This window comes from Thermococcus onnurineus NA1 (assembly GCF_000018365.1).
In the GTDB taxonomy this organism is placed as follows: Archaea; Methanobacteriota_B; Thermococci; order Thermococcales; family Thermococcaceae; genus Thermococcus; species Thermococcus onnurineus.
Genome location: NC_011529.1, coordinates 806,995 through 828,366 on the forward strand (window position 1 = coordinate 806,995; position 21,372 = coordinate 828,366).

A 21,372-nucleotide genomic window follows, 5' to 3' on the forward strand; every position below is an offset into this window, starting at 1 on the left:
TTCTGGTGAGCTACTGCCATCATCATTGACTGTTCTGGGACATTTAACCAAGTTATGATCTATTTAGCAGGGGATGTTCTCATTCAAAAGTTCTCGGAGGGGTTATTGTGAAGAAGGATTTGCTTTCCGAATCAGAGAGGTTAGCGGATATTACAAAATATCTAAGGCGAACATTTGAGCTGTGGGGCTACAGGGAAGTGTTCCTGCCAACGATAGAGGAATTCAGCGAGGAGCTGAGGAAAGGGACAAAGTTCGTCTACGACAATGAGTTCTACGTAATAAAACCCGATTTAACCTCCCAGATACTTGCAAACCTCAAGGAGCCAAGGAGGCTCAAGCTATACTACATCAGCGAAGTGTTGGACGGAGGGATTAGAGGGAAGTGGCAGGCTGGAGTTGAGTTCATTGGCGGAGAAGACATCAAAATGCAGGTTGAGGTTCTTTTAACTGTTATAACTTCCCTCGAGGCGCTCGGCATTGAGGACTTTTACATCGACGTCGGCAGCCTGAAAATCTGGGAGAGCGCCATTAAAGGAATTGAAGAATTTAGGGCAGAGATCTTCAGAGCCCTGACGAGGAGGAACTTCGAAATTATTGAGAGGCTACCCATAAGTGAAGAAAAAAAGGAGGAGCTCTGGCAGCTGTTCAACTTCAGAGGAAAGAGCTGCGGATATAAAAAGCTCAACAAAATCATCGATGCCCTTGACGACAGGAGGGTCTTCATAGATTTCGGCACGATAAGGCCCCTGCCCTATTACAGTGACGTGATCTTTGAGGTCTATTCTCCAGAGATTGGCAAGCCCTTGGGTGGCGGAGGCGAGTATATATTCAAGGGTAAAAAAGCCTTTGGATTCGCCTTTGACTTAAATGCACTCTCAAAGCTCTTTAACGGCAAAATAGAGAAGAACAGGAAGAGAATTCAGGGGGAGCTAAAGGAAACGTACAAGCTTGCAAAGGAGCTTGTTAAGCTCGGCATTCCAGTGGAGGTGGAATAATGAGGTTTGTTCTGCCCAAAGGAAGATTGTTCAAAGGCTCTCTTGAAATCCTCAAAAAAGCAGGCATTGAGCTCAAACCACCAGAGACCCGGGAACTGATAGTGAGAAACGGCAGGTATGAGCTTCTCCTTGCGAGGGCTTTTGATGTGCCCGTGTATGTAGAGCACGGCATAGATGTCGGCATAGCCGGAAGCGACGTCGTGGAGGAAAGGGGAAGCGACGTCCTCGTTCCTCTTGAGCTGCCTTTTGGGAAGTGCCGCCTGAGCCTGGCGATGCCCAAAGAGAGTGCAGTCAGCGTTGAAGAGATGGACGGGTTCAGGATAGCCACCAAATATCCAAACCTTGCGAGGAAGTTTTTCGAGAGGAATGGAGTTGAAGTTGAAGTGATAAAGCTCCACGGGAGCATTGAGCTCGCTCCAAAGATTGGGGTTGCAGATGCCATCGTTGACATAGTCGAGACTGGAAACACGTTGAGGGCTAACGGCTTAGTTGAGGTAGAGAAGATTATGGATGTTTCGGCTTTGCTCTTGGTGAACAGAATCTCCCAGAAGACGAAGTTTGACGAAATTAACGAACTCGTTTTAAAAATTAAGGAGGTTGTTAGAGATGGATTTTGAGCTGGAAAGCTACGTGGCTGGAATTTTGAGGGATATAAGGGAGAGGGGCATCGAAGCGGTGAAGGAATACTCAAAGAAGTTCGACGGCTACGAGGGCGAATTCCTGGTAAGTGAGGAGGAGTTCGAAGAAGCTGAGAGGCTGATTCCAGAAAAAGACAAGGAGATCATCAAGCGTACAATAGAGAGAATCCGCTTTTACCACGAGAAGCAGCTTGAGAACGATAAGCTCTACATAAAGAACGCCTCGCTTTACGGCATAATCTACAAGCCAATTAGGAGGATAGGAATCTATGTCCCAGGAGGAAAGCCTCTGCCCTCGACGCTCATGATGGTCGGGGTTCCGGCAAAAATAGCGGGCGTTAAGGAGATAGCGGTTACAATACCACCCAAAAATGGCAAAGTTAACCCCTACGTCCTCTACGTGGCAAAGCTCCTCGGCATTAAAGAGGTCTACAAGCTCGGCGGGATTCAGGCGATTGGAGCAATGGCTTATGGCATTGGCATGAAGAAAGTAGACAAAATCTTTGGTCCGGGCAACAAGTTCGTGAACGAGGCAAAGAGGCAGGTTTTCGGTGTTGTGGGAATTGACAGCTTGGCTGGACCGTCGGAGATAGCAGTTATAGCCGATGAGAGCGCAAACAAAGAATACGTCCTCTACGATTTACTCTCCCAGCTTGAGCACGGAAAGGACAGCAAGGCCTGGCTCCTGACGACTTCAAGAGAGCTGGCAGAGTACTGCAACAGGGACGGGATCGAGGTCGTTCTCTGTAAGAGCCTTGAGGAATGCGCCGAAAAGGCTAACGAGATAGCTCCGGAGCACTTGGAAATAATCACCGAGAACCCAATGGGACTGGTTGACCTCATAGACAACGCGGGAGCGATATACCTCGGGGAGTACACGCCAGTGCCAGCGGCTGACTACTTCCTCGGCGTCAACCACGTCCTTCCGACGGGAGGAGCAGCGAAGTTCAGCGGAGTTTTAACAGTTATGGACTTCATGAAGAGGATTAGCTTAGCCTACGTCAGCAGAGAGGAGTTCTTGGCGGAGAGATATCTAGGAATTCGCCTGGCCGAAATTGAAGGACTTGAGATGCACAAAAGGAGCATGGAGGTTAGAAGATGAGGCGCAAAACGAAAGAGACCGACATAGCTGTGGAGATTGGCGTTGAGGGAGGCATAGAGACGGGAGACAGAGTGTTCGACCACCTCCTCACCGCTTTATTCTTTTACATGGAGCAGAATGTCAGCATCAGGGCGAGCTACGATTTGAGGCACCACCTATGGGAAGACCTGGGTATAGTCCTTGGAGAGGAGCTTAGGGAGAAAATTAGGGGCAAAAAGATAGCGCGCTTCGGAAATGCCGTAATGCCCATGGACGATGCACTGGTTCTGGTCGCTGTGGACATATCAAGGCCCTACCTCAACCTTGAGCTTGACGTGAAGGAGAGCGAAGAGGGCTTCGAGGTTACGCTCGTCAGGGAGTTCCTCTGGGCGCTGGCGAGGACGCTGAATGCAACAATCCACGTGAAGCAGCTGGCTGGAATAAACGCCCACCACATAATCGAAGCGACCTTTAAGGGACTCGGCATTGCTTTAAAACAGGCTTTGAGAGAGAGTGAGCGTTTGGAGAGCACAAAGGGGGTGCTGTAGTGATTGCAATAGTTGATCTTGACATAGGCAACTTGGCCAACGTGAGGAAAGCCCTCGGAGGAGTAATTACGAGCGACCCCTATGAAATAGAAAAAGCCGAGAAAATAGTCCTGCCCGGGGTTGGAAACTTTGGAGCTGTGATGGAGAAGCTTGAGCCTTTGAGGGGAGTTATCTTGGATGCTATAAACGACGGAAAGCCGTTCCTTGGGATATGCCTTGGACTTCAATTGCTGTTTGAGTGGAGTGAAGAAAGCAGGGGTAAGGGCTTAGGTGCCTTCGAGGGTAACGTTGTGAGGTTTAGAGGAGTCAGAACGCCGCACATAGGCTGGAACCAGGTGTGGCAGAAAAAAGAATGCAAGCTCTTTGAGGGCATAAAGGACGGAGCTTACTTCTACTTTGTCCACTCCTACTACGCCCAGCCAGCGGACGAGGGCATAATCGCCGGAGTTACCGATTACAAGTCCAAGGGGAACGAGGTCGTCTTTACCTCAGCAGTCTGCAGGGACAACGTCTTCGCGGTGCAGTTCCACCCTGAAAAGTCGAGCAGAAACGGGTTGAGACTTTTAGCAAACTTCAGGAGGTTGTGAGATGAGAATTTATCCAGCCATTGACCTCATGGGTGGAAAAGCCGTGCGCCTCTACAGGGGGCAGAAGGAGAAAGTGAAGGTCTACGGCGATCCCGTGGAAATAGCAAGCAGATTTACGGAGCTCGTTGATAAAATCCACGTCGTGGACTTAGACGGAGCTTTCACAGGGAAGCCACAGAACCTTGACGTTGTGAAGGAGATAATAGAGGAAACAGGGCTTAAAGTCCAGGTCGGAGGGGGCTTCCGCTCCTATGAGAGCATAGCAAAAGCATACGAAATCGGCGCCGAGAACGTCATAATCGGCACGAAGGCCTTCGACCTCGAGTTCCTGGAGAAGATAACGGACAACTTCGACGGGATAACTGTCAGCCTAGATGCAAGGGGCGGGAAGATCGCGGTTAAGGGATGGCTCGAGGAGAGCTCGCTTAAGGTCGGGGAAGCCTACGAGATGCTCAGGGAGTACGTGGACAGGTTCATCTACACCTCAATCGAGAGGGACGGCACACTGACGGGGATAGAAAGTATAGAGCGGTTTTGGAAGGATGAGGAGTTCATCTACGCTGGGGGAGTTTCGAGCGTGGATGATGTGCTCAAGCTGAGGAGGGTCGGCTTCTCTGGAGCCATAGTCGGGAAAGCCCTTTACGAGAGTGAAGTCAGCCTGAAAGAGCTTCTGGAGGTTCTGGAATGTTAGCCAAGAGGATTATAGCCGCTCTTGACATAAAAGAGGGGAGAGTCGTCAAGGGAATAAAGTTCCAGAACATTAGAGATGCTGGCGACCCAATAGAGCTCGCCAGGAGATACGAGGAAGAAGGGATAGATGAGATCGTCTTCCTCGACATCACAGCATCGTTTGAGAAGAGGAAAATCCTGCTCGACCTCGTTAAACGGATAGCGGAGGAAATATACGTCCCCTTCACTGTCGGAGGCGGGATAAAGAGCGTTGAGGAGATAAGAGAGATAATCAAAAGCGGCGCGGATAAAGTTTTTCTCAACACTGCCGCAGTGAACAACCCCGAGCTCGTGAGGGAAGCAGCAAAGGTTGTCGGCTCTGCGAATTTAGTGATAGCGATTGATGCAAAGTGGAACGGGGAGTACTGGGAGGTCTACACCCACGGGGGAAGGAAGGCGAGGGGGATTAACGCAGTAGAGTGGGCCAAGGAAGTCGAGAGGCTCGGTGCCGGCGAGATACTGCTCACAAGCATGGACACTGATGGGACCCAGGAGGGCTTTGACATTCCCTTAACCAAAGCTATCGTTGAAGCAGTTGATATCCCAGTCATTGCTTCTGGCGGCGCTGGAAGTCCAGAGCACTTCTACGAGGCTTTCAAGATTGGAGCAGAGGCTGCTTTGGCAGCTTCAATCTTCCACTACGGGAAATACACGGTCAGGGAGCTGAAGGAGTATTTGGCTGAAAAGGGCATACCCGTGAGGCTGAACTACTGAGGTGGTATCATGGATGAGCTGATTAATAGGGTCAACTGGGAAAAGAATGGTGGAATCGTTCCCGTAATCGTTCAGGACACGAGGGGAGAAGTTTTAACGCTGGCCTATATGAGCAGAGAAGCATTGAGGAAAACGCTTGAAACGGGTTATGCTCACTACTACTCGCGCTCACAGGACAGAATTAGGATGAAGGGGGAAGTCAGTGGCAACGTCCAGCTCGTGAAGGAGGTGAGGGTAGACTGCGACAACGATGCGTTGCTTTTAATCGTCGAGCCCAAAGGACCTGCCTGCCACACGGGGAACTATTCCTGCTTTTACCGGAAGCTTGGCGAGCCTGAGAGGATAGCAGAGGAGATAGACTACTCGCTCACAATCCTAAGAGAGCTTGAAGAACTGATAAAGCAGAGAAAGGAAAAGCTTCTCGATGGATCTTACACCTCAAAACTCTTTGCTGAAGGGAAAGAGAAGATTTACAAGAAATTCGGGGAGGAAGCCATCGAGGTCCTCGTCGCAGAGGACAGGGAAAGGATAATCTACGAGACCGCTGATATGCTCTACCACCTCCTGGTTCTCTTAGCATACAACGACATAAGTTTGGGCGAGGTTATGACCGAGCTGAGGAGGCGCAGGAAATGAGGATTAGGCCTCTTGTTAAATCCTTCCAGCCATATAAAGTCTTGGAGGGAGATTACAGAATATGGCTTGACAAGAACGAGAATCCCTTCGATTTATCACCGGAGATAAAGGAGGAGATTTTTGAAGAGCTAAAGCGGGTTCCCTTCAACAGATACCCTCACATCACCGCTGACCCGCTGAGGGAAAGGATAGCAGAGTTTTTAGGGATTGACAAAGAAAACATAATCGTTGGAAACGGGAGTGATGAACTGATAAGCCTAATTTTGAAGCTCTTTGATGGGGATCACATAGTCATAAGCTCCCCCACCTTTGGGATGTACGGCTTCTTTGCAAAGTTCGAGGGAATCAATTTAATCGATGTCCCACTGGATGAGAACTTCAGACTTCAGAACGTCGAGGAGTATGCGGAAAACGCCAGGGCACTCTTTATCTGCTCCCCAAACAACCCCACGGGCAACACTCAAGATAGAGAAAAGATAATAAGCGTCCTTGAAACCGGTGCTCCTGTCGTCTTGGATGAAGCGTACGTAGAGTTTGCAAAGGGCAGCAACGTGGATCTAATCAGTGAGTACGACAATTTAATAGTCCTGAGGACGTTCTCAAAGGCCTTCGGGCTTGCAGGAGTCAGAGTTGGCTATGCAGTCGGGAGTGAAGAGATAATAGACCACCTCCATCGAATCAAACCGCCCTTTACTCTAGACTCCATCTCAATGAAGATAGCAGGGCTCATGCTCGACCACTACGATCTAGTCAAACGGAACATCGATTACATAATCAAGGAGCGTGAGCGAATTTATCGGAAGTTCAAGGACTACGCGTATCCGAGCGAGGCCAACTTCATCCTGATGAAGCTTAATGCTTACGAATTTTTACTCGAAAAGGGCATCGTGGTAAGAAAGCTCGGCGGAAGATTGACGGGGCACATAAGGGTTACCGTCGGCAAAAGGGAGGAGAACGACGAGCTGATTGGGGCGTTGAAGGAGTTCATGGAGGGGAGAGGATGAAGTGGATCATCTTCGACGTTGACGGCGTTCTGATTGACGTCCGCGAGAGCTACGACCTAGCCACAAAGCTCACGGTGGAGTACTTCCTCAGACTCTTCGAGGTTAAGAAGAGAATCAAGCTAGAGTGGATAAGGAAGCTTAGACGGAAGGGAGCTTTTGGTGATGACTTCAAGGTCAGCGAGGCGCTGATACTCTTTGCGATAGCCGGAGACGTTGAAGGGCTCATAGAGGAGTTTCCGGAGGGCGAAGGAATAAACTGGGTTCGCGAAAGATTCGGGATTGGACTCTTCAACGGAAGCATTGAGCAGGTTTTTAACACATTTTACCTGGGCGAGCACTACCCGGGAAGGCTCTTCGATTTCGACGGCCTCTGGAAGAAGGAGAGGCCAATAGTAAGGACGGAACTGCTCGAGATGGCCAAAAAGCGGTTCAAGCTCGGCGTTATAACGGGGAGAAGCGCATTGGAGCTTGAGCTGGCGGAGAAGCTCATAGACTTCCACTTCGAGAAGGCTGTGACGAGGGAGCTCTACGTGAAGCCCGATCCGAGGGCAATATGGCACCTCACCAGGGGTGAAGACGGGGTTTACATAGGGGACACCGTGAACGACGAACTGCTCGTGGAAAACTACAGAAAGGAATACGGAAGGGATTTTGACTTTGTCTTGGTTGGAAGAGATATTGAAAACGTTAATGAATTATTGGAGAACTTATTGGGGTGATCAGCTTGAAGGTGGCGGTTATAGGTGCCGGAACAATTGGTGGGGCGGTAGCAAAGGCTCTGGCCGAAGCTGGCCACTCGGTAATCGCAACACGGAGGAGCGTCGAAAAGGCCATGTGGTTAGAGGAACACGGCGTCAGGGTCATCAGGAATAACGTCGAGGCCGCGGAATGGGCGGAGGTAGTTTTTATCGCGGTCAAGCCAAACAAAGTGCCTGGAGTCCTCAGAGAGATCAATAAAGCAATAGGCGGTAAGCTTGTAATTTCACTGGCTGCAGGAATTCCCCTTAAGAACCTCAAACGGCTAGCACCCAAAGCCAAGTTCGTGAGGGCAATGCCCAATATAGCCATCTTAGTCAAGGAGTCATTTACGGCATACACATCGGATGGGCTGAGCGAAGAAGATATAACAATCGTTGAGAATCTCTTCAGCTCATTTGGAAAGTGCCTTAGAGTTGATGAGGAGCACATGGATGCCATAACTGGTTTAAGTGGTTCAGGACCGGCCTATGTTTCCGTGTTCTTGGAAGCAATGATTTATGGTGGACTCAGGGTGGGTCTTCCGAGGGATGTTGCAAAGCTCGCCGCAGCGCAGACCTTGCTCGGGACAGCGAAGCTTCTCTTAGAGAGCGAAAACCATCCTGCGGAAATCAGAGACATGGTTATAACGCCAGGAGGAACCACAATAGATGGTATCTTTGAGCTGGAGGAGGGAAAGATAAGAACGGCAATAATGAAGGCCGTTGACGCTGCGACAAAGAAATCTAAGATACTCTCAGTAGAAATCAAAAAGTAGTCTTACTTTTATTTCTCAAGCATATAACTCATTTTTGGTCTTTTCGAAGATTCATAAACCAATAGTGGGAGCCAGCGATTACCTCCAATACATGCCAAAAAATTGCCATATGCTCACAATATGTACGGGATATTAGATCATAAAGGACATATTTTATGTAGAGCCATGGCCATCAATAACATATATATACTATTACTACCAAGTTCCTTATTAGGTGAGTAGTTTTAGGTGAACATAATGGAGAGAATATCTACAGGAATAAAAGGACTTGACAAGATGCTTGAAGGTGGCCTAATCCCCGGGAGAACGTACTTGGTTAAAGGTGGCCCGGGAACGGGAAAAACCACTCTCACCATTCAATTCCTCACTGAAGGCGTGAAAAACGGTGAAGACGTCCTCTACGTGACACTTGAGGAATCCCTTAAAACCCTAAAAGAGGATATGTCAAAGCTGGGGTTTAACTTGGACGACCCTAAATTCGATGCAATAGATGCAACTCCCGTTACAGATAAGGCACATAACATCTTTGCTGGTACATTCTACGAGACGTTTGGAAAGAGTTTCGAAAAATTAACGAGTGCAATTCAAGACAAAGTCAAATCTAAACATTATTCAAGGGTGGCTATTGATCCTTTAACAATGCTAAAGCTCACAGTGAAAGATGAACTGGATTACAGGACAACGTTCATAGGTTTCTTGAAGTCACTATCCGAGCTTGGTGCCACTGTCATTTTAACTTCTGATTTAAAGACCAGTGATGTGGAGGAGTACCTGGTAAGTGGGGTCATAGAACTTAAGACCCTTGAAGTAAACGGACGGCTGTTAAGGGGGATTATGATACGAAAATTCCGAGGAAGCTCTTTTGATGAACAAATTAGGCCCTACAGGATAACCACCGGCGGAATTAAGGTCTACAATAATGAGAACATCTTTGTTGAGTGACTGGAAATGAAAACAGGAATAAAAAAGCTCGATAAATTGCTGGGCGAAGTCCCTGAAGGCAGTGTGATCCTAATAGAGACAGTAGGCACTTTAGGCGAGGAGATAGCGGCAAGTATGCTACAGACCAACAAGGAAAAGGCCGTTGCGTTCGTTACACCCCAGCTCAAGGAAGAGTTCGAGAAACGCTTTAATCTACGGAAAATAGGGATGGTAGTTCTTGGAGGGGACATATATCAGGAGGAACTTTATAAGATATCCCACATTCTTAGAAACGTCCCAGAAGGCTCAAGTGTGGGGTTCTTCCTTCTTCACCCACTCCTCGTTTTCCAGTCTTCGAGCATTGTGTTCAGACTGTTTTCAGAACTCGTTATGATAGTTCAAGAAAAGAAGGCGGTCATGGTAGTTCTGCTTGACAAAAGGCTCATCAACAGTAAAAGTCTGGCCGTGTTCGAGGACTATGCCACCCATGTTATAGATATTATTGAGGAAGTCAATGAATTCAAAATAACCCGCGGTCTCAGGATAAAGAAGTCTCCTGGAGGAGGAACAGATTTCTACGAGTTTGATATCATAAATGGAGAGGTTATTATAGGTAATCCGATTACATAAACCCACTTCGATACACTTCACTCTCAGAACAGCAACGTTGGTGTTGGTGGTCTATACTGTCTGCCCTTTTCCATGTCCAGATTTCAAATAAATGGAAAGGACTGGTAGCTCTACAGCCAAGGGCAGCAGTTTTTATCTCCATTGAGTTTTCGGTTTGCTCTTAGACACATAGAAGATAACGTGCCCGCGGTACCTAGTATGGCTGAACTGTCACTCTACATAACCGACAGTTTCCTCCACGTTGGGGATGTAATCTTGCTTCTGCTTGCTATTATGAAGCCCATATCCCGGTAAAGTCCGGCGGCAAATTTTTAAAAGAAAGGATAAAGCGACCAATATGCTCTACCTGGAGATACTCGGAAACCTTCCAGAGATGGCCAGAGATGAAGTTAAAGCTATGCTCGAGCTCTCGGGCGGTGAAATAGCGGGTCAGGATTATCTGTTCCTCAAGCTCGACGCCGATAAGAGGGCTTTCCATTACCTGAACCGCCTTGGCCTGTCCCATGAGTACGGGGAACTCTTAATCGAGGCCAACTCCCTAGAGGAACTCCTGGAAAAGGCCAAAGAAATTGAGTGGCCGATAAGCGGAACCTTCAAGGTGGACACAGAGACCATGGCTAACTGCAAATACAATGTTATAGACCTCCCGAGGAAGCTGGGGGCCGTGATACACGGCAAAGGTTTCCGTGTGAACCTTTCGAAACCGGACACCCTTGTGAGGGTCTACTGCGGCGAAAAGCTCTATGCCGGGATAAGATACCGCTTTTTCGACCCCAAAGACTTCGAAAGGAGAAAGGCCCACCACAGGCCGTTCTTCCGGCCGATTTCACTCCACCCAAGGATTTCAAGGGCGCTGGTAAACCTGACGAAGGCAAGGGAGGAAATCCTCGACCCCTTCATGGGTGCCGGCGGGATTCTGATGGAGGCCGGCTTGATAGGCCTGAAGGTCTACGGCGTTGACATAAAACCCGAGATGGTTGAAGGGGCAAGGCTCAACCTCGAGCACTTTGGTGTTAAGGACTACGAACTCAGGCTCGGCGACGCGACAAAGCTGGAGGAGCTTTTCCCGGACAAGAAGTTTGAAGCCGTAGCAACGGACCCGCCCTACGGGACTTCGGCAACTCTTGCCGGAAGGGCGAGGGACGAGCTTTACAGGAAAGCCCTGAGGAGCATCTACAACGTCCTTGAAGACGGCGGCAGGCTGGCGATAGCGTTCCCCACGAGCTTCGATGGGGAAGCCGAGGCTGAGAAGGTCGGCTTTAAGCTGGTCGGCAAGTACTACCAGCGCGTGCACAAGAGTTTAGAAAGGTATTTCTACGTGTTTGAGAAGTGAGAGGCTGTCGCCCTGAAATTATACCCTATCATATTTTATGCCCCGTTTTTGGCGCTTTGAGGGTTTTACAGGGACTACATCCCCGGAAAAGGGCAGACAACCCCGTGGAATTCAGAAAGCATTACTTACAAAACATAACAAGAAGTTACATTATATGCCACATAGTGTAACCAATTTCCGGGCGGAATGTCAATCAAGCCCGCTCGACGGCCGAAAAGTACCGATCCCCGATATAATTGAACGTTTTTGACAGTCTTGCCGCATTCGGGCAGACACTCCAAAATACAGGCCGCTTCGGGCTCTGGAACTCTCATGCACTGCAAAGTACATTGAGAATTTCGGCCCCAGAGAAAAGGCACTCTCCCCAGAAAAGGCCGAAAAAGCGGCAGATTCCAGGGCTTTCAGGGGTCCCACAATAAGGCTTTCCAAAAACACTTAAATATCCGGGGTTACAGAGTATTCTGTTAGAAAAACAGGGTGAAAAAGTGTCCTGTTCCAGTAGGACAGAATTGTGTGGAAAGGCCCACGACTTTTTAGCGGCGACCGCCGCGAGTTCTTCCGTTCCAGTAGGACAGAATTGTGTGGAAAGGAGGGGCCGGGCCTCAAAATCCCCCAAAGTCCCCCGTTCCAGTAGGACAGAATTGTGTGGAAAGTGGCCCGAAACCCTTCCGGGAGAGTGAGGACCCTCGAGTTCCAGTAGGACAGAATTGTGTGGAAAGTGTGGGTTTCACCGGCGAGGAATCCGAGAGAGAATGTAAGTTCCAGTAGGACAGAATTGTGTGGAAAGATGAAGAGGGAAGAGTTCATCAAAACCCTCCTTGACGGTTCCAGTAGGACAGAATTGTGTGGAAAGTTGAGTTTTCCCGAGCTCGACGCGGTTATTACGCTGGTTCCAGTAGGACAGAATTGTGTGGAAAGTTGGTGGCCTTCTGGTTCATTGGGCGCTGACGAACAGTTCCAGTAGGACAGAATTGTGTGGAAAGCCGTTTCCACCGAGACCGGCCATCCAACCGAACATTTGTTCCAGTAGGACAGAATTGTGTGGAAAGCTTAGGTCTCTGAAAAGACTCCTTTCGCTCTTATAGGTTCCAGTAGGACAGAATTGTGTGGAAAGATCAGTCGCTCCGGTAAGCTGCTTGATTATTGTGTTGTCCGTTCCAGTAGGACAGAATTGTGTGGAAAGCTCGACCTTACCCCGCGTCCAGAACTGAATACAAAACGTTCCAGTAGGACAGAATTGTGTGGAAAGCTCGCGAGGTAGTAGAACCCGCCTCTCGCCCTCTCGAGTTCCAGTAGGACAGAATTGTGTGGAAAGCACCCTGAAGGGGGAACAACTCACGGAGGAGCAATAGAAGTTCCAGTAGGACAGAATTGTGTGGAAAGCCTGGTAAACCTTCAACAAACTCATCAACGGCCTCCAGTTCCAGTAGGACAGAATTGTGTGGAAAGGTCAAACCACCCAAAATCGCTCTCATCTCCAACCGACGTTCCAGTAGGACAGAATTGTGTGGAAAGTTAATTCTGTATTGCGTTGCCAATGTTCCGTAAATGTGTTTCAGTGGGACAGAATTGTGTGAAAGCCCCATTATTGCCCCTTGTTTCCGTAGAACGGCTCGTATGGCAAGAGCGGGAGCTAACGAACGAGCTGAAAGCCTGACCGGAACGTTTCTTTAGAGTCAGCGGATATTCAAAAAGGAATAAAATCTGATTTCCACGGGATTAGAAGAAAAAGGCATTCAACAATAAGAGTTATAAAGATAGAGCATGCACGTTAAAGACGGTAACCTTCCGGGGAGGATAGATTATGCGCATTAAGGTCAGTTTTTATTCCCCTGATGGTGGGTTTATTTATCCCAACAAGCACGCCGTTCAGGGGTTCATCTACAACATGCTGAAGGGCACGGAGTACGGGGAAAACCACGACGCACCGAGGTTCAAGTTCTTTACATTCTCGGACTTTTTCATAGACTCCCTGGGAAGGCCGACCTTCTTGGTCTCCTCCCCGGACGAGGGCTTCATCAGGGCACTCCACTCCAGCCTGAAGGACAGGGTCAGGGTATACATAGGGACGCAGGAGCTCATTATAGACGAGCTGAAGAAGTTCAGGCTCCCCCTGAAAAAACGCTTTCAAACGGGCTCCCCGGTGGTGTTATACCGGGACTCGCGGAAAAACGAGTACTTCAAGCTCCACGCCCATAGAGACCTGAACTTCTTCCTGAGACGGCTGAAGGAGAACGCGGAGAAGAAATACAACGCCTTCTACGGGGACGAGTTTACACTGGAAGGGCCGATATTCGACAGGATGATACCCAAGCTGAGGAGAAACGGCAAGCTCGACGTTTACGTCAAGGTCGTCAAGCAGGGAGTTCCGTTTCCCGTTATCGGCTCCAACTGGGAGCTTCTCGAAAAGGAGCGCATAAAGCCCGGGGAGCGGAGGTTCTACAGGTTCATAATGGAGACCGGGCTGGGCGAGAAGAACAGCCTTGGATTCGGCTTTTTGAACCCAATAAGGGGGTGAGTTGATGGAAATCGATGAACTGACCGCCTTGGGCGGGCTTCTCCATGACATAGGGAAGCCCGTGCAGCGGGCAGGTCTTTACTCCGGGGATCATTCCACACAGGGTGCGAGGTTCCTCAGGGACTTAGCTGAGAACACCGGAAGGGCGGAATACGAGCTTCTCTCCCTTTTCTCCGAGTTCCATCACAAAGGGCACATGAAAAACGATGAACTGATGATAAGGAGAATAAAAGAGCTTTCCCCCGAGCGTTTTGGCCTCACGATGGAAGATGTCCTCAACGCCCTCTGGATAGTGTACGAGGCCGACAACCTGGCATCGGGCGAGAGGGAAGAGGGGCAGCCGCAGGCGTCGAGACCGCTGTACTCAGTGTTCAATCCAGGAAAAGCCTATCCCTGGGCGGAGCTGGACTTCGAGAAAGAACTTCCAGTCCCTGGGGACGTCTTTTCCATCAGGTCCCAGGACTATAGGGAGCTTGTCAAGAGACTCTGGGAAGAACTTTCCAAGGCCAAGCTTAGGAGCGACAGACTCTTGCCGGTTCTCGAAAAGTACCTGACCTTCGTCAGCTCCGTGACGAGCGAGGGGAACATCATCTCGCTGTATGACCACATGAGAATGACCTCGGCAATAGCCCTCGCGATGCTCCGCGCCGGGTGCACCGCCGAGGACGTTAGGTCTGGGAGATGCAGGAAAGAGAAACGCTTCCTCCTCATTGAGGGGGACTTTTCCGGAATACAGGACTTCATCTACCGCGTGAGCGGAAAGGGAACCCTCAAGTACCTCCGCGCGAGGAGTGCATACCTCGAACTCATCGGCTGGGACGTCGTGCTTGAGATACTCTCAAGGCTGGGCCTCACAAGGGCCAACGTGGTCTTCAACGCCGGCGGCCACTTCATGATAATCGCCCAGAACACCCCCGATGCCGTAAAGGAGCTGGAAGAGATAAGGGCGAAGGCCGTAGAGTGGCTTTATCGCGAATTTGAGAGTGACCTATACCTTGCCATAGAATGGGAGCCTGTTTCCGGCAGGGAGTTTGGAAGAGAAGGTGGGAAAAACCTCTTTGCGGAGGCCAGAAAAAGGCTCAAGCACAAGCTCACTGTGAGAAAGCTCAAGCGCTTCGGCGAGATAAAGGGCCTCTTCGAGCACGGGCACACCGAAAGGCTAGCGGAGTGTCCCGTATGCGGCCGAGAGCTTCCTGAGGGAAAACTCGAACCTTCTGCCTCTGACCCCGAGACCAAAGTATGTCCCACGTGCAACAGGCTCGTCAGCCTCGGGGGTAACCTTCCAAAGCTGCTCGGATTTGGGCGGACCGCCAAAAACGACGCTGGAGTCCTCGTTGAGGGGCCGTTCTCGGGCTTCGTCCCCTACCTTCAGGGAGGCAGGCCCGTCGGAGAACAAATTCTGGTTAAGAACACGCTCAACCCCGGTGAAATCCCCGAAAGTGCCCAGTTCGTCCCGTATTTCGTGGCGGACTACTTCAAGAAAGACCCTAAGGGCGGAGTCGCGACGTTTGAAGAGCTTTCAATGGCGTCAACCGGTACGAGAAGGCTTGGCGTTATGAAGGGCGATGTGGACAGGCTTGGGGAGTTCTTCAGCTCAATGGACAGCCCGTCGAAGCTCGCAACGGCGTCGAGATTCATGGACTACTTCTTCAAGGGCTACATCGGGGCGATAATTGAAGGAAAGTTCGGCTACATCATAGGAGACGTCCCCTCTCTGAGGGACTGGCCGGAGGAACCTGATATTGTCGTCGTCTATGCCGGCGGCGACGACTTCTTCATCGTTGGGGCGTGGGACCAGATATTCGAGCTCGCATTCAGGGTGCGTAGGGCGTTCAATGCCTACACCGGCGGAAAGCTGACGCTCTCGGTTGGCCTCGGCTACTTCGACGAGCGCACGCCGATATACAGGATGGCGGATGTTGTAAGTGAAAGGCTTGACACGGCCAAAGATGAAGGCAGGAACAGGGTCTTCGTTGTCGGGAGGAGCAGGCCGCTTGATGGGAAGCACAAGCTATCCTACGAGTGGAACCATTACGAGGAACTCTGGAGAACCTATGCCCCGAGGATATACGCCGGAAACGGAAGGCTGAAAGGAAAGCTGGAGTCCAAGAAGGGTCTTCTCTGGAAGCTCCTTGAAATAAGAGAGCTTTACGTCAGAGACCCGAACGACGTCCGCTGGGCTTACTTGACCGCATACCTGCTCGGAAGGCACGGTCTCTCTGATCTGTTCCCGGAGCTGGTTGGCATAGACACAAAGGCCGTCGAGAGGAAAGAACCCCAGCCGGTTTACTGGGTTGATGGGGTTTTGAAAATCGTGCTCATGGCGGTTAGGAGGTGATTTTTGTGGCATACCATCAGAAGCATGGTGGATATGGGAGGGGCGGATACGGGAGGCAGGACCGCCCCCAGGTCGATGCTTCCAGACTATTCGGGGAAAGTCCCGACGTTGTCGGGATTAAGAAGATGTTAGAGGGCAAAGGGAAACAGTGGGAGGCCATACAGCCGTATTTTGACAATGTGGTTAGGGAGGCTAAGAACTTCCTAGAGTGGAGTCCAAACAAGAGGCTGGCCAACGCCGTAACGGTTGCGGCGTACCTGACGTCGCAGGGCCTGAAGACCAACCAGGTAAGAAAGATCCTCGACATGGCCCGAACCACGGAACTCAAGGTTAAGAGGGGTGAGGGGGACATAAAGGACGACCTGGTAAAGATGCGTTATCTCCTGGCCTACACCGTTGGAAAGGCCACGGGACAATCAAAGTATTCGCTGGACGCTTTTCACCGCATTCTCGACCCGATGCTTGAGGTTTTGATGGGCAGTCCCAAAAAGGAGAACTTTGAAAAGTTTTACGACTTCCTTCAGGCTGTTGTTGCCTATCACAAGTTCTTCGGAGGCGGTGACTGATGGACAGGCGGTTTTACGGCAAGATTGTAATTAAGGGCAAGATAAAGGCCGTTACCGGACTCCACATAGGTTCACAGAGGGACATCTCGGAGATCGGCGGTATAGACAACCCTGTTATAAAAGACCCCCACACCGGACTGCCATACATCCCGGGCTCGTCCCTCAAGGGCAGGTTAAGGTCTCTCTTTGAAATCCTTGTCAACTCCAGACTGGGCGAATGGAGGGAGAAATATCCGTCACTGGCGAATTACTCACCCGGTAGCTGCAGGCCAGATAACCAGGAGAACTGCGGCAAGTTCTTCAACAGAAAGATAAACAGGGGATGGATACACGTCTGTCCTGACTACGAGACTGCCCTCGCATGTCCAGTGTGCAGACTCTTTGGTGCCAGCGGTAAAGAGAGCAACTTCCCATCGAGGATCATCGTCAGGGACGCGTTCCTCACCAAGGAGTGGGAGGAGAAGTGGCGCGCTGGAGAGGCAATAACCGAGGCGAAGATTGAGGTCGGCATAGACCGCGTTACATCCCAGGCGAACCCCAGAACCAACGAGCGCGTCGTCGCCGGCGCGGAATTCGAGTTCGAGATAATCTACAACGTGGAGAACACCACACACTGGAGGGACGACATCAAGAACCTCCTAACTGCCATGGCACTCCTCGAAGACAGCTATCTCGGCGGTTCCGGTTCGAGAGGCTACGGAAAAGTGAAGTTCATCTTTGATAGCTTTGAGTTCAGGCCTCTGGACTACTACAGGACGGGCAAAGATGAGGACATCGTTTCAATTGACGCCAGGGAGAAGTCAGTTAGTGATATACTCAGCGGATTTGATTCCCTCTTCTCGGAGGTGGAGGGCAAGCTGGAGGCAGGGTGATGCCGAAGTTCATTGCAGTAAAGCTCATCCCGAAGGGGCCGTTTCGGGACATCCCAAGGGCTGACACACTGTTCGGAGCAATAGGAAACGCAATCTCAGCCATCCATGGACAATCGGCTGTCGAGGAACTTGTGGATGCCTTCGTGGGCGGTGCGAGGATAAGCTCCGCGTTCCCATATTCCGGAGACACCTACTACCTACCAAAGCCCCTGAGCGTTGAGCCGGCTCTGGAGGGAATTCTCACAGGGCTCGATGAGGAGGAGCGCTATACAACGGCGAAGAGGCTCAGAAAGGCAAAGTACCTAGACCTCAAAAACTTCGAGCTTGCACTCCGGCTGCGGCCCTTCACTATCCCAGAAGAAATTCCCTACGCCAGAGTGGACGTGCCCAGAGTTGTCCTTGACAGGGTTACACAGGATTCTTCGATATACTTCTGGGAGGAGATCAGGTTTAGAGAGAAGAGCGGAGTCTACTTCCTCTATTCAGGCCCGCGGGAGGTGTTCGATGGATATATAGCACCGGCCATGAGGTTCCTCGGCGACACGGGCATAGGTGGGAAATCGACCTGGGGGGCAGGGCTGTTTGAGGTCGAGTTCCACGAGATGAAAATAGACGCACCTGGAAGCGAGTACAGCGTTACCCTCTCGAATGCCCTCCCGACCAAAACCCCCGTGCTCTGGAGGCTCCTCAGGAAAGGCGGCTGGAGCTTCGGCAGGAGGAAGCCGCGGATGACGTTCATCGCAGAGGGCTCAATCGTGAAAAATGATCCGGGAGGGATGGAAAGGCTTGAGCTGGGTTTAAGCCATGAAGTTTACGTCTACGGTCTCACCTTCCCGCTGGGCGTTGAACTCCCGGAGGGTCTGGAATGACCGAGCGAACACTCAAAGTTCTCTCGCCACTTCATATCGGAACCGGGAACGAGCTGACGCCGGTGGACATCTACCCTCGGGAAAACATCATCCATGTCCTTGACACTGAGAGGCTCGTGAACGACCTCATGAACCTTGGGGTGGAGCTGAACGAGATACTCGCCCTGCTCAAGAATCCTCCCGGGGACGCATACATCTGGAAGGGTTATATCGAGGAGTTCCACCTCGATCCCTCGGACTATTCCATATACACCCTAAAAATCCATGGAAAGATTGGGAGAAAGAGCATGCAGATAAAGGAATTCATCAAGCTCAACGGAAGGCCCTACATTCCGGGCTCGTCCCTCAAGGGGGCGATAAGAACCGCGGTGCTTTACAAAGCCCTAAAGGAGTGCGGCGATGCCCGGGCGGTCATGAGGGTCGTCTCAAAGGTAAACGGTGATGTTGCGAGAGACATTGGACGGAGTGAGGACGTGCTCGACTACTACATGAGCTTCCTTTCAAGGGCCAGGATAGACAGAAAACGCGCTGACGATCTGCTCGAAGCCATAGTCTTCGGGATGGAGCCTGATAGACGGTCTAAGATCCGTTACGAACCGAAGCGCGACCCGATGAAAGCGCTCATCGTTCGGGACAGCAAACCAGTAGGCCGAAAGCACCTGGCGGTCTACCACGTTGAGGTCATCGGCAATCCGCAACCCATACCGATATGGGTCGAAGCCATTGAACCTGGAGCGGCTACGGACGTCGAGATACATGTGGACACCGAGGCCCTCAGGCTTAACGCCGACTACTTCAACGGTCTCCTCTGGGAGTGCCTTAAAGAGAGAGGAGAACCGGGGGAGGTCTTCGAAGACTTCCTGTGGGAGGCCGTCGACGAGTTCTACACTGCGGTAATGAAATACGAGACCATAGAGGTTCAAAAGTTTGGGAGGTACACCTCTCAGGTCCGGTCGTTCTACGCCTCCCTGGAAGATCACTCGGGGCACGTTTTGAGGCTTGGATGGGGGAGCGGTTGGCTGGCGATGACGATAGGACTGCTCCTTGTTGAGAAGGGCTACAAGTGGGAGAATGTGAGGAAAAAACTCGGACTCGGAAAGAAGCCCGGTGGGAGTGGTTTCTCAAGGGAGTTCCCCAAGACCAGGAGGCTGGCCGACGGAATGCCCATGGGGTGGGTGGTGCTGGAATGAAGCTCCTCGTTGTCTCCTGGGGCGACTTTGAAAGATGGAAAGAGACCAAGTATCGCTTTGGGGGAGAGACCTCAGTAGGGCCCTCAACACTCCCGATACTTCAAAAGGTCATCAAACCGGACTGGACCGTCATAGTTCTCTCGGACACTATTGGGAAGGACTTCTCCTCGGTGGAGACTCTGAGAGAGGACGTGAGGAATAGGGTTATGGATTTCCTCGACAGGATAGGAGCCGGCAGAGAGGTAGACGTCATTATCGCCCCCGGGATAGGCGAATTCACCCACGGGAGCTTCAGGGGAAGTGCTATGGATGCCTACTACTACGTTCTCCACGCCCTCTCTGAGATAATCCCAACCAAAGGCGATCTCGAAGTCCACTTTGACTCGACGCACGGGCTCAACTACGTAACCCTGCTGACGTATAGGGCGCTCAAAGACCTCCTGGGCATCGCGGCGGTAATGAACACCGTCACCTTCTACGCCTACAACTCCGACCCGTTCGTTCCCAAAATAACGAAGGAGCTGAACATAAACACGATAGAAACGACGATGGTCAAACCAACCCCCCTATCTGAGCCTTTGCCCGGCTTTGATGAGTACCTGTGCCCGTACTCAATGGAAAGGGCCGAGTTCGTAAGGCTCAAGGGCTCTCTGAACACTTTAAAGAACCTGAGAAAGGAGAAGAAAAAGCTTGAGGCGTGGATTGGCTCTCTGCTCTTCGGGCTTCCCCTTCTTTTTCTGGAGGAGTTCCCCGACATTGGAAGGCTGGAATCATACATTGAGGAGCTCGCCGAAACGTGGGGGGGAGCGATAGCCGTTAACGCCGAAGAAAAGGCAGTAACACGAAGACTGGCCTTTGGCAGTGGCTTTGGAACGCTCGTCAAGCTCCTCTTCCAAGCGAGGATAACCAGGGGCCTGCTTGTCGAAGAACCCTACTCCATCGAGAAGCTTTACAGCGTCTCGGATAGGCTCTTCCGAGGAAGCACCCTGCAGAGGGTAAGAGTGGAGCTCGGTAAGATTGAGGATAAAGCAATAAAATACGCAAGGAAAGGGGCATTTCCGCGGGACATTCCCCTGCGGGATTTCCTTGGGTTTGACGCCGCCAACCGGGAGGTGAGTCCAAGGAACGTGCTCGCCCACGCCGGCCTCGAAGCGAACGTCGTCGAAGTATCGATGGAGGCCTGGGAGCCCAAACGGCCCGAGGAAGAGGCAGGAAGGCACACTCACCTGAAGTACACACCGGTGGGACTCAAAAAGGTGGAGGACATCGTAAGCAGGGCGCTGAAGGAGAGCTAAGGTGTGTTACTAACTATGGGCTCACTGGGTGTCAGCAAACCAGACAGGATGTCCCTGACGGGTTTCCGTAGGACAGAGTTGTGTGGAAATGGCTCCGGCCCGCCGTACTGGGGGAAGAACCTGTAAATGTTTCAGTGGGACAGAATTGTGTGGAAGCTTGACGTAGATGGTCGTGGTGTTCGTGCTCAGGTCGAGTTTCAGTAGGACAGAATTGTGTGGAAACTGTCCGGTGCCCGCCCAAACTGTGACATGGTGCTCGGTTTCAGTAGGACAGAATTGTGTGGAAACTAATGCGGCGACCTCTAACCTAACGAAGCCCGGTGAAGTTTCAGTAGGACAGAATTGTGTGGAAACAGATCCTCGACCAGGTCGCTGATGAGCTTCGGGCCGGACTC

Annotated in this window: 21 protein-coding genes and 2 CRISPR repeat arrays (1 of these 23 only partly in view); all 21 genes read left to right on the forward strand. The window is 51.1% G+C overall.

The features are described from left to right. Positions 1 to 107: 107 nt before the first annotated feature. Positions 108 to 995 carry an ATP phosphoribosyltransferase regulatory subunit gene (locus TON_RS04495; RefSeq protein ID WP_012571838.1) on the forward strand — a complete coding sequence of 296 codons (888 nt, stop codon included), beginning with the start codon at positions 108 to 110 and terminating at the stop codon, positions 993 to 995. Next, positions 995 to 1,612 carry an ATP phosphoribosyltransferase gene (hisG, locus tag TON_RS04500; RefSeq protein WP_012571839.1) on the forward strand — a complete coding sequence of 206 codons (618 nt, stop codon included), beginning with the start codon at positions 995 to 997 and terminating at the stop codon, positions 1,610 to 1,612. Before TON_RS04495 ends, hisG begins: the two co-directional genes overlap by 1 nt. After that, entirely contained in the window at positions 1,602 to 2,735 is a 1,134-nt protein-coding gene (gene hisD, locus TON_RS04505; protein ID WP_012571840.1) for a histidinol dehydrogenase, read from the forward strand. Before hisG ends, hisD begins: the two co-directional genes overlap by 11 nt. Next, positions 2,732 to 3,262, forward strand: a complete 531-nt coding sequence (gene hisB, locus TON_RS04510; RefSeq protein ID WP_012571841.1) for an imidazoleglycerol-phosphate dehydratase HisB — start codon at positions 2,732 to 2,734, stop codon at positions 3,260 to 3,262. The genes hisD and hisB overlap by 4 nt, the downstream gene beginning before the upstream one ends. Continuing rightward, a complete protein-coding gene (gene hisH, locus TON_RS04515; RefSeq protein ID WP_012571842.1) occupies positions 3,262 to 3,849 on the forward strand; it encodes an imidazole glycerol phosphate synthase subunit HisH in 588 nt (195 codons plus the stop codon). The genes hisB and hisH overlap by 1 nt, the downstream gene beginning before the upstream one ends. Before the next feature lies 1 nt (position 3,850). After that, positions 3,851 to 4,540, forward strand: a complete 690-nt coding sequence (gene hisA, locus TON_RS04520) for a 1-(5-phosphoribosyl)-5-((5-phosphoribosylamino)methylideneamino)imidazole-4-carboxamide isomerase (RefSeq protein WP_012571843.1) — start codon at positions 3,851 to 3,853, stop codon at positions 4,538 to 4,540. Continuing rightward, positions 4,534 to 5,292: an imidazole glycerol phosphate synthase subunit HisF gene (gene hisF, locus TON_RS04525; protein ID WP_012571844.1), complete on the forward strand. Its 759-nt coding sequence runs from the start codon at positions 4,534 to 4,536 to the stop codon at positions 5,290 to 5,292. Before hisA ends, hisF begins: the two co-directional genes overlap by 7 nt. A 9-nt stretch (positions 5,293 to 5,301) precedes the next feature. Next, entirely contained in the window at positions 5,302 to 5,928 is a 627-nt protein-coding gene (gene hisIE / locus TON_RS04530) for a bifunctional phosphoribosyl-AMP cyclohydrolase/phosphoribosyl-ATP diphosphatase HisIE (RefSeq protein WP_012571845.1), read from the forward strand. After that, positions 5,925 to 6,932, forward strand: coding sequence for a histidinol-phosphate transaminase (gene hisC / locus TON_RS04535; RefSeq protein ID WP_012571846.1), 1,008 nt, complete (start codon positions 5,925 to 5,927; stop codon positions 6,930 to 6,932). Before hisIE ends, hisC begins: the two co-directional genes overlap by 4 nt. Continuing rightward, positions 6,929 to 7,651 carry an HAD family hydrolase gene (locus TON_RS04540; protein ID WP_012571847.1) on the forward strand — a complete coding sequence of 241 codons (723 nt, stop codon included), beginning with the start codon at positions 6,929 to 6,931 and terminating at the stop codon, positions 7,649 to 7,651. Before hisC ends, TON_RS04540 begins: the two co-directional genes overlap by 4 nt. 5 nt (positions 7,652 to 7,656) lie before the next feature. Beyond that, positions 7,657 to 8,445: a pyrroline-5-carboxylate reductase gene (proC, locus tag TON_RS04545; protein WP_012571848.1), complete on the forward strand. Its 789-nt coding sequence runs from the start codon at positions 7,657 to 7,659 to the stop codon at positions 8,443 to 8,445. 237 nt (positions 8,446 to 8,682) lie between these two features. After that, the gene (locus TON_RS04550) at positions 8,683 to 9,387 is read left to right on the forward strand and encodes an RAD55 family ATPase (RefSeq protein ID WP_012571849.1); all 705 of its coding nucleotides are present in this window, start codon (positions 8,683 to 8,685) and stop codon (positions 9,385 to 9,387) included. A 6-nt stretch (positions 9,388 to 9,393) separates the two neighbouring features. Continuing rightward, complete coding sequence (locus TON_RS04555; protein WP_048055057.1) at positions 9,394 to 9,996, forward strand: hypothetical protein; 603 nt, start codon at positions 9,394 to 9,396, stop codon at positions 9,994 to 9,996. Between the two features lie 337 nt (positions 9,997 to 10,333). Continuing rightward, positions 10,334 to 11,329, forward strand: a complete 996-nt coding sequence (locus TON_RS04560; RefSeq protein WP_012571851.1) for a TIGR01177 family methyltransferase — start codon at positions 10,334 to 10,336, stop codon at positions 11,327 to 11,329. 492 nt (positions 11,330 to 11,821) lie between these two features. Next, positions 11,822 to 12,910: a CRISPR direct-repeat array (repeat unit 29 nt; unit sequence GTTCCAGTAGGACAGAATTGTGTGGAAAG). Between the two features lie 223 nt (positions 12,911 to 13,133). After that, positions 13,134 to 13,847: a CRISPR-associated endoribonuclease Cas6 gene (gene cas6, locus TON_RS04565; protein WP_012571852.1), complete on the forward strand. Its 714-nt coding sequence runs from the start codon at positions 13,134 to 13,136 to the stop codon at positions 13,845 to 13,847. A 4-nt stretch (positions 13,848 to 13,851) separates the two neighbouring features. After that, entirely contained in the window at positions 13,852 to 16,185 is a 2,334-nt protein-coding gene (cas10, locus tag TON_RS04570; protein ID WP_012571853.1) for a type III-A CRISPR-associated protein Cas10/Csm1, read from the forward strand. 5 nt (positions 16,186 to 16,190) lie between these two features. Continuing rightward, positions 16,191 to 16,751, forward strand: a complete 561-nt coding sequence (gene csm2, locus TON_RS04575; protein ID WP_012571854.1) for a type III-A CRISPR-associated protein Csm2 — start codon at positions 16,191 to 16,193, stop codon at positions 16,749 to 16,751. Continuing rightward, positions 16,751 to 17,623 (forward strand): type III-A CRISPR-associated RAMP protein Csm3, encoded by an 873-nt coding sequence (csm3, locus tag TON_RS04580; protein ID WP_012571855.1) that lies wholly within the window; start codon positions 16,751 to 16,753, stop codon positions 17,621 to 17,623. Before csm2 ends, csm3 begins: the two co-directional genes overlap by 1 nt. After that, the gene (csm4, locus tag TON_RS04585; protein WP_012571856.1) at positions 17,623 to 18,492 is read left to right on the forward strand and encodes a type III-A CRISPR-associated RAMP protein Csm4; all 870 of its coding nucleotides are present in this window, start codon (positions 17,623 to 17,625) and stop codon (positions 18,490 to 18,492) included. The genes csm3 and csm4 overlap by 1 nt, the downstream gene beginning before the upstream one ends. Beyond that, positions 18,489 to 19,682 (forward strand): type III-A CRISPR-associated RAMP protein Csm5, encoded by a 1,194-nt coding sequence (csm5, locus tag TON_RS04590; RefSeq protein ID WP_012571857.1) that lies wholly within the window; start codon positions 18,489 to 18,491, stop codon positions 19,680 to 19,682. Before csm4 ends, csm5 begins: the two co-directional genes overlap by 4 nt. Continuing rightward, complete coding sequence (gene csx1 / locus TON_RS04595) at positions 19,679 to 20,977, forward strand: CRISPR-associated CARF protein Csx1 (protein WP_012571858.1); 1,299 nt, start codon at positions 19,679 to 19,681, stop codon at positions 20,975 to 20,977. Before csm5 ends, csx1 begins: the two co-directional genes overlap by 4 nt. A 61-nt stretch (positions 20,978 to 21,038) precedes the next feature. Next, positions 21,039 to 21,372: a CRISPR direct-repeat array (repeat unit 28 nt; unit sequence GTTTCAGTAGGACAGAATTGTGTGGAAA) (it continues 33 nt past the right edge of the window).

Excerpts from the sequence above, each read along its gene's own strand:
- hisG (WP_012571839.1), top strand. The coding sequence starts at position 995 with ATGAGGTTTGTTCTGCCCAAAGGAAGATTGTTCAAAGGCTCTCTTGAA.
- hisD (WP_012571840.1), top strand. The coding sequence starts at position 1,602 with ATGGATTTTGAGCTGGAAAGCTACGTGGCTGGAATTTTGAGGGATATA.
- hisB (WP_012571841.1), top strand. The coding sequence starts at position 2,732 with ATGAGGCGCAAAACGAAAGAGACCGACATAGCTGTGGAGATTGGCGTT.
- hisA (WP_012571843.1), top strand. The coding sequence starts at position 3,851 with ATGAGAATTTATCCAGCCATTGACCTCATGGGTGGAAAAGCCGTGCGC.
- hisF (WP_012571844.1), top strand. The coding sequence starts at position 4,534 with ATGTTAGCCAAGAGGATTATAGCCGCTCTTGACATAAAAGAGGGGAGA.
- hisIE (WP_012571845.1), top strand. The coding sequence starts at position 5,302 with ATGGATGAGCTGATTAATAGGGTCAACTGGGAAAAGAATGGTGGAATC.
- hisC (WP_012571846.1), top strand. The coding sequence starts at position 5,925 with ATGAGGATTAGGCCTCTTGTTAAATCCTTCCAGCCATATAAAGTCTTG.
- TON_RS04540 (WP_012571847.1), top strand. The coding sequence starts at position 6,929 with ATGAAGTGGATCATCTTCGACGTTGACGGCGTTCTGATTGACGTCCGC.
- TON_RS04550 (WP_012571849.1), top strand. The coding sequence starts at position 8,683 with ATGGAGAGAATATCTACAGGAATAAAAGGACTTGACAAGATGCTTGAA.
- TON_RS04555 (WP_048055057.1), top strand. The coding sequence starts at position 9,394 with ATGAAAACAGGAATAAAAAAGCTCGATAAATTGCTGGGCGAAGTCCCT.
- TON_RS04560 (WP_012571851.1), top strand. The coding sequence starts at position 10,334 with ATGCTCTACCTGGAGATACTCGGAAACCTTCCAGAGATGGCCAGAGAT.
- cas6 (WP_012571852.1), top strand. The coding sequence starts at position 13,134 with ATGCGCATTAAGGTCAGTTTTTATTCCCCTGATGGTGGGTTTATTTAT.
- cas10 (WP_012571853.1), top strand. The coding sequence starts at position 13,852 with ATGGAAATCGATGAACTGACCGCCTTGGGCGGGCTTCTCCATGACATA.
- csm3 (WP_012571855.1), top strand. The coding sequence starts at position 16,751 with ATGGACAGGCGGTTTTACGGCAAGATTGTAATTAAGGGCAAGATAAAG.
- csm4 (WP_012571856.1), top strand. The coding sequence starts at position 17,623 with ATGCCGAAGTTCATTGCAGTAAAGCTCATCCCGAAGGGGCCGTTTCGG.
- csm5 (WP_012571857.1), top strand. The coding sequence starts at position 18,489 with ATGACCGAGCGAACACTCAAAGTTCTCTCGCCACTTCATATCGGAACC.
- csx1 (WP_012571858.1), top strand. The coding sequence starts at position 19,679 with ATGAAGCTCCTCGTTGTCTCCTGGGGCGACTTTGAAAGATGGAAAGAG.